Annotated in this window: 15 protein-coding genes; 5 read left to right on the forward strand and 10 right to left on the reverse strand. The window is 60.3% G+C overall.

Annotation, left to right across the window (positions count from 1 at the left end; all coding sequences use genetic code 11):
* Positions 1-19 precede the first annotated feature (19 nt).
* From CJEIK_RS07820 to CJEIK_RS07830, 3 genes are all read right to left on the reverse strand, one after another.
* Complete coding sequence (locus CJEIK_RS07820; protein WP_005293292.1) at positions 20-1,411, reverse strand: PhoH family protein; 1,392 nt, start codon at positions 1,409-1,411, stop codon at positions 20-22.
* Between the two features lie 254 nt (positions 1,412-1,665).
* Positions 1,666-2,322 carry an LGFP repeat-containing protein gene (locus CJEIK_RS07825; RefSeq protein WP_005293294.1) on the reverse strand — a complete coding sequence of 219 codons (657 nt, stop codon included), beginning with the start codon at positions 2,320-2,322 and terminating at the stop codon, positions 1,666-1,668.
* Between the two features lie 131 nt (positions 2,323-2,453).
* Entirely contained in the window at positions 2,454-3,170 is a 717-nt protein-coding gene (locus CJEIK_RS07830; protein WP_005293297.1) for a LysR family transcriptional regulator substrate-binding protein, read from the reverse strand.
* A gap of 37 nt (positions 3,171-3,207) precedes the next feature.
* Here CJEIK_RS07830 and CJEIK_RS07835 point away from each other — a divergent pair, with 37 nt between their 5' ends.
* A complete protein-coding gene (locus tag CJEIK_RS07835) occupies positions 3,208-3,576 on the forward strand; it encodes a DUF5997 family protein (RefSeq protein WP_011273896.1) in 369 nt (122 codons plus the stop codon).
* A gap of 732 nt (positions 3,577-4,308) precedes the next feature.
* Positions 4,309-5,484 (forward strand): acyl-CoA dehydrogenase family protein, encoded by a 1,176-nt coding sequence (locus CJEIK_RS07840; protein WP_005293301.1) that lies wholly within the window; start codon positions 4,309-4,311, stop codon positions 5,482-5,484.
* A gap of 34 nt (positions 5,485-5,518) precedes the next feature.
* Here CJEIK_RS07840 and CJEIK_RS07845 read toward each other — a convergent pair whose 3' ends face one another.
* On the reverse strand, positions 5,519-6,370 hold the full coding sequence (locus tag CJEIK_RS07845; protein ID WP_005293305.1) for an enoyl-CoA hydratase/isomerase family protein: 852 nt from the start codon (positions 6,368-6,370) through the stop codon (positions 5,519-5,521).
* 10 nt (positions 6,371-6,380) lie between these two features.
* Positions 6,381-7,385: a LysR family transcriptional regulator gene (locus CJEIK_RS07850; protein ID WP_077536232.1), complete on the reverse strand. Its 1,005-nt coding sequence runs from the start codon at positions 7,383-7,385 to the stop codon at positions 6,381-6,383.
* 70 nt (positions 7,386-7,455) lie between these two features.
* On the opposite strand from CJEIK_RS07850, the gene CJEIK_RS07855 reads away from it, so the two are divergent.
* On the forward strand, positions 7,456-8,460 hold the full coding sequence (locus CJEIK_RS07855) for an SLAC1 family transporter (protein WP_005293310.1): 1,005 nt from the start codon (positions 7,456-7,458) through the stop codon (positions 8,458-8,460).
* Between the two features lie 26 nt (positions 8,461-8,486).
* On the opposite strand, the gene CJEIK_RS07860 is transcribed toward CJEIK_RS07855, so the two are convergent.
* Together CJEIK_RS07860 and glyA are read right to left on the reverse strand one after the other, a co-directional pair.
* A complete protein-coding gene (locus tag CJEIK_RS07860) occupies positions 8,487-9,119 on the reverse strand; it encodes an isochorismatase family protein (RefSeq protein ID WP_005293311.1) in 633 nt (210 codons plus the stop codon).
* Positions 9,120-9,185: 66 nt separating this feature from the next.
* Positions 9,186-10,496, reverse strand: a complete 1,311-nt coding sequence (glyA, locus tag CJEIK_RS07865; protein ID WP_050760809.1) for a serine hydroxymethyltransferase — start codon at positions 10,494-10,496, stop codon at positions 9,186-9,188.
* A gap of 222 nt (positions 10,497-10,718) precedes the next feature.
* Here glyA and coaA point away from each other — a divergent pair, with 222 nt between their 5' ends.
* Positions 10,719-11,645, forward strand: a complete 927-nt coding sequence (coaA, locus tag CJEIK_RS07870) for a type I pantothenate kinase (RefSeq protein WP_034964429.1) — start codon at positions 10,719-10,721, stop codon at positions 11,643-11,645.
* A 60-nt stretch (positions 11,646-11,705) separates the two neighbouring features.
* On the opposite strand, the gene CJEIK_RS07875 is transcribed toward coaA, so the two are convergent.
* From CJEIK_RS07875 to mca, 3 genes are all read right to left on the reverse strand, one after another.
* Positions 11,706-12,476, reverse strand: coding sequence for an isoprenyl transferase (locus CJEIK_RS07875; protein ID WP_005293321.1), 771 nt, complete (start codon positions 12,474-12,476; stop codon positions 11,706-11,708).
* Between the two features lie 10 nt (positions 12,477-12,486).
* Entirely contained in the window at positions 12,487-12,906 is a 420-nt protein-coding gene (locus CJEIK_RS07880) for a hypothetical protein (protein WP_005293323.1), read from the reverse strand.
* 96 nt (positions 12,907-13,002) lie between these two features.
* Positions 13,003-13,911 carry a mycothiol conjugate amidase Mca gene (mca, locus tag CJEIK_RS07885; protein ID WP_034964433.1) on the reverse strand — a complete coding sequence of 303 codons (909 nt, stop codon included), beginning with the start codon at positions 13,909-13,911 and terminating at the stop codon, positions 13,003-13,005.
* A 109-nt stretch (positions 13,912-14,020) separates the two neighbouring features.
* Here mca and CJEIK_RS07890 point away from each other — a divergent pair, with 109 nt between their 5' ends.
* On the forward strand, positions 14,021-14,455 hold the full coding sequence (locus tag CJEIK_RS07890; protein WP_005293327.1) for a DUF4307 domain-containing protein: 435 nt from the start codon (positions 14,021-14,023) through the stop codon (positions 14,453-14,455).
* Positions 14,456-14,563 lie beyond the last annotated feature (108 nt).

Raw genomic sequence — 14,563 nt, forward strand, 5'->3', positions numbered from 1 at the left:
ACCGGCAGCTGTGAGCGAACTATCCTTTTTCCAACAGATTCGTCACCAGTTCAGCGATCGCGGAACGCTCGGACCGGGTCAGCGTAACGTGCGCGAACAGCGGATTGTTCTTCAGCTTTTCGATCACCGCCTGGATTCCGTCGTGGCGCCCTACCCGCAGGTTATCGCGCTGCGCAACGTCGTGAGTCAGTACAACGCGGGAGTTGCGCCCCAGGCGAGAGAGCACTGTTAGCAGGACGTTGCGTTCGAGTGACTGGGCCTCGTCCACAATGACGAAGCTGTCGTTGAGGCTGCGGCCACGGATGTGCGTCAGCGGCAGCACCTCCAGCAACCCGCGGGCGTCGATCTCCTCCAGCACGTTGTCACTCACCACCCCTTCTAGGGTGTCGTACACCGCCTGCGCCCAGGGGTTCATCTTTTCCGTTTCGCTGCCGGGCAGGTAACCCAAGTCCTGTCCACCGACGGCATACAGAGGGCGGAAGACGACGATGCGCTTGTGCTCACCGCGCTCCAGCACCGTCTCCAACCCGGCGCACAGCGCCAGCGCGGACTTGCCGGTACCCGCGGATCCGCCGAGACTTACGATGCCAACCTCGTTATCCAGCAGCAAGTCCAGCGCCACGCGCTGCTGGGCGCTGCGTCCACGAATACCGAAGGCTTCCAAGTCGGTGGGAACCTGGCGCACCATTCCGTCGCCCATTGTGCGCGCCAGAACGGACTGGCTGCCCGCGGTCAACTGTAGGCCGCAGTGGATCGGCAGTTCATCGACCTCGTCGCCGTCTACCGTCAGCGCTCCAGAGATGTCGGCCTCCCCCACGTCGTACAGCTCGTCGATGATGCTGGAGGGCACCTCCGCGCGGGCCATGCCGTTGTAGCCGGTAAGTACGACGTCCTGAGCGTGGTACTCGTCTGCGTCAAGACCAACAGCACCGGCCTTCACTCGCAGTGGCACGTCCTTCGTCACCAGTGTGACGTTGTGCCCTTCGGCCCGCAGGTTCAAAGCACAAGCCAGAATGCGGTGATCGTTTTGTTCTCCGCGCAGGCCCGTGGGCAGCACGGACTGGTCGACGTGGTTCAGTTCCACCTGGACGGTACCGCCGGCTTCATTAACAATGCTGGGCATGTCCAGCCGTCCGTGTTCCTGACGAAAATCTTCGAGCATGCGCAGAGCCTGACGAGCAAACCAGCCGAGTTCCGGGTGGTGGCGCTTGCCTTCTAGTTCACTGATCACGACGACGGGGAGAATGATGCGGTGCTCCGCAAACTTGATGAGTGCCCAGGGATCGGATAGCAACACCGAAGTGTCGAGAACATAAGTGCGTAGGCCGAGCTCTGCGTCGGAATGCGCGTTGAGAGCCTGTTCTGCCTGAAGGTTCTGATGTGCCTGATCGGTGGGCGCGGCGGAAGTCATGGAGGTGGTGCTCCTTTTAAGGGGTTATGAGCCAATCAACCCGGACGTTCCACGCCGCAAAAGCTACGCTTTACATCCGGGAAACGGATGCGGTGGGTAGTTGTTACTTGCTTCGGACATCCTCGACGCTATGCGCGCCGCATGGAAATTACATTGTTGTCAGATGAACTCTGGGTAAACATAAAAAGCCCCAGGTTCTGAGGCATTTTCCGCCCCTCACCTGGGGTTATCAAGTTCTACTTTAAAGTTAGAACCTAGCGCTTCTCGATGGTCTCAGCGAACTTGCCGGAAGCGTCCTTTGCCCACGTAATGGTGCCGTTTTCGAAGGACTGGGTCCAACCGTTAGCTGCGTCGCCCTTCTCCGGAGCGGTCGGCAGACCCAGCTCATTGTCCAGGCCGCCACCGTTGTTCCAAGTTTCGCCGATCTTGCCGATCAGCGGAACCGCACCGTGGTCCTTAGAGTTAGCAATCCAGCCCTTCTCGAAGGTAGCCAGGGAGCCATTCTCTCCCTCGGCGAACTCGGTCAGCTTACCGAAAGCGCCGGTCTCGCCGCCCTCGTTGTCCCAAGCGGTCTTGACATCCTTCGGCAGCTCAACCTCTTCACCGCTAGCGGTCTGAACCTTCTCAGTCTCACCCTTGGCATCGGCGCCCTCAGAGCCCTCAGCGTCAGCACCCTCAGAGCCCTCAGCCTCTGCACCCTCGGTCTCAGACTTGCCGTCCTTACCTTCACCGGCCTTAGCAGTAGCAGAATCGGCAGCCTCTCCAGCCTTCTCGGTGGCGGAGTTTGCTGCATCGCCGGCCTTATCCTTGGCGTCCTCTGCATCGTCGGAGCACGCAGCAACGCCGAATACCAGGGATGCACCTGCGGCCAGAGCCACTGCGGAACGGCGGAAACGCTTGTTGGAGTTCATTACTAATACCTTTCTGTCGGTTCTTTTTAGCTCTCACTTATCGCAAGAGCGCCACCCCTCCAGTCGTAGTAGCTTTCCTATGAAGAATGCACGCCCCGTTTGGGAATCTTGACCCAACCGAGATCAACTCTTTATCTTCGCCGCGCACCTTGGGGAGTCTTTTTCTTTCCGCTTTTATTGCCTTTATCTGCATTTTTACTGACGCCACCACGTCCTCGCTTAGCCACCTGTCGCGAGCTGCTCGCGGTGCGCCCTTTGCATATCCCAACGAAGTCCTGGATGACGTCACTGTCGGATTCTGTAAGCCACATCAGGGCCACACGGGTGCGGGGACACGTGGTGGCGTCAATCCCCAAAAGGTCACGATGAACCACCCCGCGCTGGTTAATAGATCGCAGCAAGGGGCGCGGAGCTACGGCGATACCAACATTGGCAGCCACTACCTGCAGGGCTTCGCGCAGTGCTCCCACATCATCCCATCCGTTGGACGGGGTAACGTACATCAGCTTCTCGTCAACTAGCTCTCGAAAGGCGATGGAATCCATGACCTTGACGGGATGATCCTTGGGGGCAGCGACGCCGATCTGTTCCTCATAGAGAGCAACCTCGTGCATATCAGCCGGGCGCTCAAACCCCTGCGCGGGGAGGCGCACCAATGCAACATCCGCCTGTCCTGCACGAATGTAGGGTAACGGGTCGTCGGCGCCCGCGCTGGCAATCTTCCACCCGGGAACTCGCTCGTCAAAGCGGCGGAACCATTTATCCGGCTGCACGCCAGTACTAAAAACAACTTTCAAGTGCTGACGCGCCTTCACGGTGCGGTTCTGCGGAGAGGGCTGAGTGGGCATGGGACTAATAATAGAGCCGTTCATTAGAATGATGGGCATGACTGACGCAAACCCGAGTTACAAGTCCGGCCCGCCCATGAAACCCGCCACCGCCGCTAAGAAGCTGGCCATTTACCTTCCGGCCACCCCGCAGGAGTTTCAGGATTCCGCACTCAGCCACGAGCAATTCGTAGAGCTGCAGAAGAATCCGCCCGAGTGGCTGCAGACGCTGCGTCGAGAAGGGCCGCACCCACGCCCCGAGGTAGCTCGCAAACTAGGCATTAGCATTACGTCGCTTAAGAACAATGACATGGATAAGCCGCTCACTACAGCGGAGATTAAGGCATTGCTTGAAAAGCAGCCAGAGTGGTTGCGGGAGGCTCGCACTAAGTTGGCTAGCGAGCGAGATGAGACGGGGCGTCAATAGCTTCAGCCAAAGGCGGCAATCGCCCCTCAGGGCAGCATATAAAAAATAAGAAAAGGCGAGGATAAGCCCGATATTTCGGACCTTTCCTCGCCTTTCGCCTTCGATGGTGACGAGCCATCAGAAGCCTTTATCCGGTAAGCAATCGCCAGGTGACGAAACTGTCGATTGCGGGACAACCGGATGAACAACCGCAACACCTCGGAGGAGAAAGCTGTAGCCGATGCTCATGCGCTTCGGGGAGAAGAGAGAAACCCTCATCGCATGAATACTGCGCCGGCAACCCGACTTTCGACAGGTGCTGCAACATATTCCACAACTGCAGTGCGCCTCAGGTGACTAGCCTGCGACACACTCAAGAGGTTAGCCAACCCTCACTTGGCTTGTCAATATTTAAGCAACAAAATTGTTGAATAAATATCTGACCTGGGGTTATATCGACCTCAAGTGGACAGGTTTGACCACAGGGGGTGGATCTAAAGGTATGCGCAGCGCTTGATGACACATTTTCGCCCAATATCGAGGGGTTTCCTTGTGCTTTCACCCCAAAGAAATGCTATTCTCATAAACAATGCAGAGATGCACGTCACAATAGCGATGTGACATCCAGCTGCAACACAAAGAAATCTCTATAACCAACCTTGCCGCTGCTGGCGCTACTTGCGACGCTGACGAATCCAGCGATTCAGCCTTTTAGTAGTTCACGCAGCCATTGCCTTGGTTTGAAAGGAACCCATGAAGAACTTCCTGCCACGCAACATTTTCGAAGAAGAGCACAACATGTTCCGCGAGGCCTGCGCGGACTTCGTGAAGGCCGAGATCGCCCCGAACGTTGACCGCTGGCACGAGCAGGGCTACTGCGACCGTGAGATGTTCCAGAAGGCTGGTCAGCAGGGCCTGCTGGGCATGATGGCACCGGAACAGTTCGGCGGCGGCGGTATGGAGAACGACTACCGCTTCAACGCTGTACTGACCGAGGAGCTGGCTAAGGCTGACTCTGGTTCCGTCATCGTGGGCATCCAGACCATCAACGACCTGGTCATTCCTTACCTGCAGCGCTTCGGCAACGACGATCAGAAGGAGCGTTTCCTGAAGCCGCTGTGTGCCGGTGAGAAGATCGCCGCACTGGCAATGACCGAGCCGGGCGCAGGCGCCGACCTGGCTGGCATCCGCACCTTCGCTAAGAAGGACGAGAACGGCGACTACATCGTCAACGGCGCAAAGACCTTCATCTCCAACGGTGTTCAGGCAGACTTCACCCTGCTGGTCGTCGTGACCAACCCGGAGAAGGGCCGCGCAGGCGTTTCCATGCTGATCGTTGAGGACGGCATGGAGGGCTACACCAAGACCGGCCCGCTGAAGAAGGTCGGCCTGAAGTCCCAGGACACCGCTGAGCTGTCCTTCGAGGACACCCGCGTTCCGAAGGAGAACCTGCTGGGCGAAGAGGGCGCAGCATTCGGTTACCTGCGCACCAACCTGGCTCAGGAGCGTCTGTCCATCGCCGTGGGCTCCATCGCTACCTCCCGCCGCGCATTCGATCTGGTTTACAAGCACTCCCAGGATCGCAAGACCTTCGGTCAGCGCCTGATCGACCACCAGGCATACCGTTGGGAGCTGGCCAAGATGGCCACCAACATCCAGGGCTCCCAGTCCTTCGTTGATGCCTGCATCATGGAGAAGGTCAACGGCACCCTGGACGAGGTCACCGGTGCAATGGCTAAGTACCAGACCACCGAGCTGCAGATCGAGGTTGTAAACGAGGCCCTGCAGCTGCACGGCGGCTACGGCTTCATGCTGGAGTACCCGATCTCCACCCACTACCTGGACTCCCGTGTCCAGCCGATCTACGGCGGCCCGAACGAGATCATGATCGAGATCATCTCTCGCCGCCTGGCCAAGGGTGAGAACTAAGGCCTAGCTCTACTAGGTCCAGCCCTACGGGGCCCTACTCCCCCTTAAACTGCGGTGGTCGCTTTCCTAGGAAGGCGGCCACCGCTTCGCTATGGTCGGCGGTGTTAAACAGGCGCAGCTGTGCCTCCGCCTCCGCCGCGGCAGCATCGCTAATCGCCGCGGTGTTCTTCACCAGCGCCTTCATCTCCTTATATGCCGCGGTCGGGCCAGCGGCGAAGTTGTTAGCCAGCTTCTCCACGGTCGCTTCGAGATCCGCCGGCTCTACAAGCTGCTCTACCAGGCCCAGCTCTGCGGCTTCCTCGGCGGGCACTTTGCGATCCAGGAGCAGCAACTGCAGAGCCTTCGCACGCCCCACGCAGTCCACCAGGGTCTGTGACAGGCCCGAGTCCGCCGCCAGGCCCACACCCGTGAAGGCGCCCTTGAAAGAGGCTGCTGTGGACATCACGCGGAAGTCGCAGGCCATTGCCAGTCCCCAGCCCGCACCTGCCGCCGGCCCCTGAATCGCGGCGATCGTCGGCACGCTGATCCCGGCGAGGAGCTCAGTCATGGGGTTGTACTCCTCCACCACCTTTTCCATCCCCGTGCGATTCTGCGTATCCCGCAGCTGTTCCTTCAGATCCTGGCCGGAGCAGAACGCCTTGCCGTTGGCGCGCAAAACCACGGCACGCACCGCGGAGCCAAGTTCTTCGGAATCCTTTTGCGCATTCCGGAATGCCTCGATCAGTGCGAGCCGGAGTTCTTGATTCAACGAGTTGTATGCCCCCGTGCGGTTCAGCGTGATGTAGCGTACGGCTCCAACTGTGGAGACCTGCACGATGTCGCCCGTCGGAGTCGACGCAGCGGCAGTGCTTGGAGAGTTAGCAGAGTTTGGAGTGTCCTGAGTCATAGAACAAACTCTAGGCCATCTGCCCGTCAGCTTGGCTCGCAAGGAACTTCAGGAAACGGAGGGCCGGCTCGGAGAGGCGGTTCTTCGAGCTCCACACCACTCGCAGCGGCCGGTCAAACTTGACTCCGACCACCGGAACCTCCACGTACTGCCCAGTAGCTAGTTGCGACGCTACGGCTCTTCGCGCGATCACCCCTGGCGCCCCGATCGCACCGATTGCCGTGCGCTGCGCTCCCAGGGAACCGAATTCCCCCGCCGGTGGAGCGAGCTCGCCCAAAACGGCCTCCACCACTTCCCTGGTACCACTTCCCGGTTCGCGTAGCACCAAAGGTGTGGACTTCAACTCGTTCTTCGTCACTATTTTTTCTCTTGACGCCGTTTTCCCCGGCTTAGTGTCCGAATGACCATGATCGTTGGCCTGCGCCCAGGGGTGCTCTGCAGGCACGACAACCACCAGTTCATCGTGCCCCAGCACCCGCTGGTGCAGTTCGTGTGAGACCCAGTTTCCCTCTACTACCGCAAGTTCCGCCTGGCCCTGGACAACCTGGCGCTGCGCCCCTTGGCTATTGAGTTGCCGCATATGCAGATGGGTCTGTGGGCTGATGCGCAAATACTTCGCTGCCCAGCGTGGGTAATCCAATTCCGCCACGGTGTTCGAGGCCACGAGTTTAACCTCTTCGACAACGCCTTCTCCCAGTGCTTCTTCAAGGCCACGAGCGCATTCGTCGAGCGCGTCCTCTAGGCTCTCCAGTACGCGGACGACCTGGCGGCCTACCTCCGTGGTGGAACTCCCTGCGGCTCCGCGCCAGAAGATGCGCGCATCTAGGTGTTTTTCCAACTTGGCAATGCGCATACTGACGGTCTGTTGCGAGACGTTCAGATGCTCTGCGGCCCGGTTCATGCCTCCATACCGAGCGACAGCGAGGACGGAATCTACTGTGAGGGCGTCAGGAACATAGCCACGTCGAGCAGGGAAAGAATCCCCTTCGTTATCAAGATTCCTTTGGGGGTACATGCATTCATTGTAACCCTGTCCAGCACATACACTCTCCCGCTACTGCCGAGCACTGCCTAGCCTCAAGAATATGAATACGAAGCACAGCAAGCCCGACCTACCGCCCCTAGGCCCCGGTTGGGCCGGAGCGGTGATGGGGCTGGGCATCACGGCGTCACTCATGGACATTCACTTAAGCTCAACGCTGGGGCACCTCCCTGCCGAGCTAATGCTTGGCGCGGCGACACTCCTCGCTTTGGCTCTCACCGTAGGGTTCCATAGACATCGCAACCCGGGTTTCCACTCGAGCGCCATGCCGGCATGGGGAATGGCTTCCATGGGCATCCTCGCCTTGGGCAGTGCATACTCCCTCATCTTCGGTGCTTGGCTGGTTCACGCCTTCTGCTGGGCCGTCGGGACCGTCCTTGGCGCAATCACGTGCGTGAAGTTCATCCGCTACCTCTTTGTTAGCCGCCCAGCTCCCGCCTTTACCTGGGGGCTGCCCCTGGTCGCGCCCATGGTTGCTGCTACTGCCTCGGCTCAGCTGGCACCTCATGCTGGCGCGTGGGGCTCGGCTGTGCACGGAATTGGCGTCGCTTGCTTTGCCCTGGCCTGGGTGACGGCAGTACCGACATTTGCCTTCGTCTACGCGCGCACCTTCCCAACCATCCCCACCCAGTTCGCCACCACCGCGTGGATTCCGCTGGGCCTCGTCGGCCAGTCCACTGTGGCCGCACAGTTGCTTGCCGGCGAACAGTGGCACTTCCGCGCCATGGTCTACGGCATAGTAATGCTGAGCGTTGGTATTCCCCTCGCCTGCTACGCCATATGCCAGCACTGGGGAACGGCCCTGGGCGGTGCCCCCATGCCTTACAACCCCACCTGGTGGGCCAGCACCTTCCCCGTGGGTACGTGCTGTCTTGGAACCCACACCCTAGCCGAGAAATCCACAAATTCCGCGCTGCTGGCGTGGGATTTGGGATGGATGGACACCATCAGCGCCGCCCTGCTCGTTCTGCTACTTCTGCACGTCGTTTGGGCAGCATTCGGGGCTCGCAAGCTATCGCGGCGACCGGACACCGTAATTGCCGGCTAGCACGAAAGCAATGCGTGGGAGATGGCCTAGTCGCGGATGATCTCCGCGCCTGCGTCCTCCAGCTCCTGAATAGCGGACTTGCCGCCCTGCTCAGTCACCGCCGAGCACAGTTGCTCGATGACGCGCACGTGTAACCCAGCATTCATTGCATCCAGCGCCGTGGCACGGACACAGAAGTCGGTGGCGATGCCCACGATCGTTACGTTTTCTACCTCGTGGGAGTTTAGCCACTGCTGAAGTGTTTGCTCCTCGCCCGCAAGGTGGCCTTCAAAGCCGGAGTAGGCAGCGGTGTATTCGCCCTTGTGGAACCAGACGTCCACGAGTTCAGGATTCAGCTCGGCACAGACCTGCGCACCGTGGGTGTCGGCTACACAGTGAACCGGCCAGGTGTCCTTGTAGTCCGGCTCCTCCCCTTCTGGCGCAAAGTGGCCTTCGGGCTTGATGTGCCAATCCTTTGTGCCAACGATGAGTGGGCGGGAGGCCACGGAAGAGCCGTCACTAGCTTCCGCTTCTTCACCCTCGGCGTGCACTAGGCCACCCAGCCAGGCGTTGATCCCCCGCGCCACTTCTAGTCCCCGGTCGGTTCCCAGGGAACCATCGACGAAGTCGTTCTGAACGTCGACGACGATGATTGCATCCTTCGCCTGCGTGCTGACCATAGTGCTAAACCTCTACTCTTTAGGCCGGTTTTCTCGGAGCCGCTTGTCTTGAAGCCGCTGGGCTTCTTAGACGAGCTTCCAGTCTTCCAGGCCCTCGTACAGCGGGAAGTCCTCGGCGATCTTGTCCACACGGGCGCGCAGTGCAGCGATGTCCGCGTTGCCAGCCAGAGCGGTACCAATGACATCTGCGACCTCGGTGAAGGCCTCGGTATCCAGGCCGCGGGAGGCCAGGGCGGAGGTACCGATGCGCAGGCCGGAGGTGACCATCGGCGGGCGCGGGTCGAAGGGGACAGCATTGCGGTTGACGGTGATGCCAACTTCGTGCAGCAGGTCTTCGCCCTGCTGGCCGTCCAGCTGAGAGTTGCGCAGGTCAACCAGCACCAGGTGCACGTCGGTGCCACCGGTGAGCACCTGTACTCCAGCGTCCTTCGTGTCCTGAGCATTCAGGCGCTCCGCCAGGATCTTCGCGCCCTCGAGGGTGCGCTGCTGACGATCGCGGAACTCGTCGGACTGTGCCACCTTCATGGCCACAGCCTTAGCGGCGACGGCGTGCATCAGCGGGCCGCCCTGCTGGCCCGGGAAGACGGAAGAGTTCAGCTTCTTGGCGTACTCCTGCTTAGCCAGGATCATGCCGGAACGGGGGCCACCCAGAGTCTTGTGGACGGTGGTGGAAACCACGTCAGCGTGCGGAACCGGCGACGGGTGCAGGTCTGCGGCAACCAGGCCAGCGAAGTGAGCCATGTCCACCCACAGCTTCGCGCCAACCTCATCGGCAATGGACTTGAAGGCTGCGAAGTCCTGGTGACGCGGGTAGGCGGACCAGCCGGCGATCAGCACCTGTGGCTTTTCTGCAATGGCCTGCTCGCGGATCTTGTCCATATCCAGACGGAAGGTCTCCGGATCCACCTCGTAAGCGGCAACCTCGTAGAGCTTGCCGGAAAAGTTCAGGTGCATGCCGTGGGTCAGGTGACCACCGTGTGCCAGGGACAGACCCATGATCTTGTCACCCGGGTTAGCCAGGGACATCAGGACTGCTGCGTTGGCCTGGGCACCGGCGTGAGGCTGCACGTTGGCGAACTCCGCGCCGAAGACCTGCTTAGCGCGGTCGCGGGCCAGGTCCTCGATGACATCCACGTGCTCGCAGCCGCCGTAGTAACGGCGGCCTGGGTAGCCTTCGGCGTACTTATTGGTGAGAACAGAGCCCTGTGCCTGCAGCACGGCGCGCGGCACGAAGTTCTCCGAGGCAATCATCTCCAGGGTGGTGCGCTGGCGGCGCAGCTCACCCGCGATGGCTTCTGCGACCTGGGGATCCAGCTCCGCCAAAGGAGTGTTGTGCTGTTGTGAGTTCTGAGTGGACGAATTCTGCGGAGAAGTCACGTCTACCAAGGCCTTCCATTGTGGATGAATCTAAGAAAGATAAAACCGGTTGCTTATCTGCATCACTATCATAGCGAGTACCCACAGCGCCCTATACCCAACCCATACCCCAGCCCAACCCCAGCCCACACCCACCTCACTGCCAAACCATTGCGATCCCACTGCGGCTCCATGACAAACCCATGGCGATCCAATTTCACCTTGCCCCATTTTCGGGGCACAATGGGTGCTATGACTTCCCCCAGCCCTTACATTGAGCTGGACCGTACTCAGTGGCGCACCTTAAGAAAGTCGATGCCCCAGGTCCTCACCGAAGATGAACTGGAACAGCTCCGCGGCATCGGCGATGAAATCGACCTGGAAGAAGTCTCCGAGGTCTACCTCCCGCTGTCCCGCCTGATTTTCCTACGCGTCGAAGCGCACCGCAGGCTCAACGCCGCCACTGAAACGTTCCTCGGCGAAGCAATGCCGCCGATCCCTTACATCATCGGCGTCTGCGGCTCCGTCGCCGTCGGCAAGTCCACCACCGCCCGCGTGCTGCAGGTTCTGCTGCAGCGCTGGGAGACAAACCCGCGGGTGGACCTCGTAACCACTGATGGCTTCCTGCTGCCCACCGCAGAGCTCGAGCGCCGCAAGCTCATGCACCGCAAGGGCTTCCCGGAGTCCTACGACCAGGCGGAACTACTGAGCTTCATCACCAAGGTAAAGTCCGGCACCCAGAAGGTGCAGGCTCCGGTGTACTCGCACGAGGCCTACGACCGCATTCCGGACCAGGCCATCACAGTCGACCGCCCGGATATCCTCATCGTCGAGGGGCTAAACGTTCTACAGACCGGCCCCACCCTCATGGTCTCCGACCTCTTCGATTTCTCCGTTTACGTCGATGCCCGGCGCGAGGACATCGAGGATTGGTACATCGACCGCTTCCTGCGCCTGAAGAACACTGCGTTTAAGGATCCGAAGGCGCACTTCCACCACTTCGCCAACTTCAGCGATGAAGAGGCCACCGTGGTCGCTAGGGAAATCTGGCAGACCGTGAACCTGCCGAACCTGATGGAGAACATCCTTCCCACCCGCGTGCGTGCTTCCTTGGTTCTGCGCAAGGGCCCGGACCACCTGGTGCAGAAAGTGCGGATGCGGAAGATCTAGCCCCCCGCGCGCTATCGCGGGCAGTTATCGCCCGCACCCCTATCGCCGGTTATCCCCCGCTTATAGCCCGAAGCGCCTGTGCCGCTGCGAGTAGTCGCGCAGTGCTCGCAGGAAATCCACGCGCCGGAAGGCCGGCCAATAGGTATCGGTAAACCAGATCTCCGAGTACGCGGACTGCCACAGCAGAAAACCAGATAGGCGCTGCTCCCCCGACGTGCGGATCACCAGGTCCGGATCCGGCTGCCCCGAGGTGTACATGTGATTCCCCAACGCCTCGGCGGTGATTGCCTCTGCCATATCCTCCGGCGCCGTCCCCTGCTCCGCCAGCTCGGCCACGAGGGTCTGCACCGCATCCACGATCTCCTGGCGCCCGCCATAGCCCACGGCCACATTCACGCGCACGCCCGTGTGATCGTTCGTCTTGGCCTGGTTTTCCTCTAGGCGAGTACGCAGCTGTTCAGGCAGCAGCTCTAGGTGGCCAACGGTACGCAGCTGGAACCCGGCGTCAGAATCTGCCAATTCCTCCGCGACATCACCGATGATGCTGCACAACAACGACAGCTCCTCTGGCGAGCGCTTCAGGTTTTCGGTGCTGAGCAGGTACACCGTAACGGTTTCGATCCCCAGCTCATCACACCAACCACACATCTCCGCAATCTTCCTAGCGCCCACCCGGTGGCCGTGCGACACATCCGTGAACCCGTTCTCGCGCGCCCAGCGGCGGTTGCCATCGGCCATGATGGCAACGTGCTTCGGGCGTGGTTTCTCGCGCAGCGAGCGCGCTAGGCTCGCCTCGTAGGCTGGGTATAGCAGCTGGGGGATGCGGTTCACAGTGTTGATCCTACTGATGCTGGTTCGGGGGTTCTTCGCCGTCCTTGTTGACGCCCTTAGCCCGCGCCCGTTCAGCGTCAATAGCTGCGGGGCCGGTCAGAGTGCCGGAGGAGGGCAAAAAGCGCTCATCGGTCTGCGGCACCTCAGTACGGGCAAACATAGAGCTCTTACCTGCGGTCTCGTCGAACCCTTCGGCCTTCATCGCTGCTTCCAGCTTCTCCGTGTCGAAAAGGTCAATGCCACGCGCATCAGCAAACGCCTGACGGCGCTCGAGACGGCGGATGCGCTTGTTCATGGCGAAGCCGATGAGCAGCACAACCAGCAACAAGATGACAATCACGAACAGGCCCACGGGGGCTGCCTTACCGAACTCGGCCCCCTTCGGGCCGGTGCGCTCTGCCTGCGCAATGATCCAGGTGGCGGTGTTCATCGCTGGAAACTCCTTCTTGTTATCTGCCCATTAACTTTAGTTTGTCGCCCACCAGTGGGGAAACCCTGCGCTGCGCTAATCTGCCGCAGCGCTGCGCTAATCTGCCTCGCTTAAACCGGCGAAGAGTTCCGTCTCTGGCAGCTCGCTGTTCACACGCGACTGCGCAAGCTCGAACTCCTCGGTCGGCCACACCTGCTTCTGCAAGTCCATATCCGCCAGGAAGAACGCTCCCTTTGGGTCAATCTGAGTGCGGTGAGCACGCAACGCATCATCGCGACGTTCAAACCAATCAGCAACATTCACGCGAGTGGTCACTCGAGAGAAAATATCCGGCAGCTGCCTCCACATCTCCAAGTGCTGCAGAACCTGCTCCGGCAGCTGCGCGCCGCGTTCATACATGGCAGTAGCCAGGTTCTCAAAGCGCTCGCGAATGAACCCATGGGTGTAGTAGAGCTTCTTTACCTCCCACGGTTCGCCCAGCTCCGGGTGGTAGTTCGGATCGCCGGCAGCCTCCCAAGCACGAACGGAAACCGCATGCACCTTGATGTGATCCGGGTGCGGGTAACCGCCGTACTCGTCGTAGGTGATGATGACGTGCGGGCGAAACTCACGGACCACTCGTACTACGTTTTGCGTAACCTCATCCGTGTCTTCCAGTGCAAAACATCCCTCGGGCAGCGGCGGCTTCGGGTCGCCCTCCGGCAGCCCGGAATCCACATAGCCCAGCCACTCATGCTCCACGCCCAGGATGGAAGCCGCCTGGGCCATCTCCTCGCGGCGCACCTCAATCATCTCACCGATGCCCTGCTCGGCCAGTTCCTGCATCTCTGGGTTCAGGATGTCCCCGCGTTCACCACCGGTGCACGTCAGTACCTTCACCCGGTGCCCCTCGTCGACATAACGAGCCATCGTGGCCGCACCCTTGCTCGATTCGTCGTCCGGGTGCGCATGAATCGCCAACAAGCGATAACGCTGCGTATCTGCGGAAGATGTCTTTTCACTCACGCCAATACAATCTACTACCCAGTCCGCACCTACCCAATAGAACCACCGGTCCAGGCAGGCCGGGGACGTGGGCGTCAATAGTAAAAGGGTGGGCTAGACTAGAGACATCATGAACGCGGCGAAAAAGAGCATCCAAAAAGAGCGCTACGGCGAAACGCGCAACCAGAAATTCTCCGGGAAAATCGTTGTAGTAATCCTTGCCGTAGTGTTGGCGGCAACGCTTGCTTATGCGGTCTCGCAGTTCATGCGCAACTCGGAGGCGGACGTCACAGCGCAAGAATCCGGCGGCGAAATCGTCTCGGACGAGCGCATGACCATGAGCATCGACGTCACCCGCAAGGATCCCTCCAAACCCGCGTACTGCATCGTCACTGCTCTGGACTACGACAAAAACGAAGTTGGGCGCCGCGAGTTCGTCATCCCCCGCGGCGGAGAAGAAGTAGAGCGCTTCCTGGTGGACATCCCCACCCGCGAGCGCGGCTACGCAGCCACCGCCTACGGTTGCTCCGCCACGCTGCCGCCACACCTAGACCCACGCGACTAACCCAACCCGCGCGACTAGGCCGGGCAGCCCGGGTAGCCTGGCGCCCAGGTGCTACACTTTGCACGCCTACTTAATAATTTATTGACGCCCACGTGAGAGACCGCGTCA

Source organism: Corynebacterium jeikeium (genome assembly GCF_028609885.1).
In the GTDB taxonomy this organism is placed as follows: Bacteria; Actinomycetota; Actinomycetes; order Mycobacteriales; family Mycobacteriaceae; genus Corynebacterium; species Corynebacterium jeikeium.

Excerpts from the sequence above, each read along its gene's own strand:
- CJEIK_RS07820 (WP_005293292.1), bottom strand. The coding sequence starts at position 1,411 with ATGACTTCCGCCGCGCCCACCGATCAGGCACATCAGAACCTTCAGGCA.
- CJEIK_RS07825 (WP_005293294.1), bottom strand. The coding sequence starts at position 2,322 with ATGAACTCCAACAAGCGTTTCCGCCGTTCCGCAGTGGCTCTGGCCGCA.
- CJEIK_RS07830 (WP_005293297.1), bottom strand. The coding sequence starts at position 3,170 with ATGCCCACTCAGCCCTCTCCGCAGAACCGCACCGTGAAGGCGCGTCAG.
- CJEIK_RS07835 (WP_011273896.1), top strand. The coding sequence starts at position 3,208 with ATGACTGACGCAAACCCGAGTTACAAGTCCGGCCCGCCCATGAAACCC.
- CJEIK_RS07840 (WP_005293301.1), top strand. The coding sequence starts at position 4,309 with ATGAAGAACTTCCTGCCACGCAACATTTTCGAAGAAGAGCACAACATG.
- CJEIK_RS07845 (WP_005293305.1), bottom strand. The coding sequence starts at position 6,370 with ATGACTCAGGACACTCCAAACTCTGCTAACTCTCCAAGCACTGCCGCT.
- CJEIK_RS07850 (WP_077536232.1), bottom strand. The coding sequence starts at position 7,385 with ATGTACCCCCAAAGGAATCTTGATAACGAAGGGGATTCTTTCCCTGCT.
- CJEIK_RS07855 (WP_005293310.1), top strand. The coding sequence starts at position 7,456 with ATGAATACGAAGCACAGCAAGCCCGACCTACCGCCCCTAGGCCCCGGT.
- CJEIK_RS07860 (WP_005293311.1), bottom strand. The coding sequence starts at position 9,119 with ATGGTCAGCACGCAGGCGAAGGATGCAATCATCGTCGTCGACGTTCAG.
- coaA (WP_034964429.1), top strand. The coding sequence starts at position 10,719 with ATGGGTGCTATGACTTCCCCCAGCCCTTACATTGAGCTGGACCGTACT.
- CJEIK_RS07880 (WP_005293323.1), bottom strand. The coding sequence starts at position 12,906 with ATGAACACCGCCACCTGGATCATTGCGCAGGCAGAGCGCACCGGCCCG.
- CJEIK_RS07890 (WP_005293327.1), top strand. The coding sequence starts at position 14,021 with ATGAACGCGGCGAAAAAGAGCATCCAAAAAGAGCGCTACGGCGAAACG.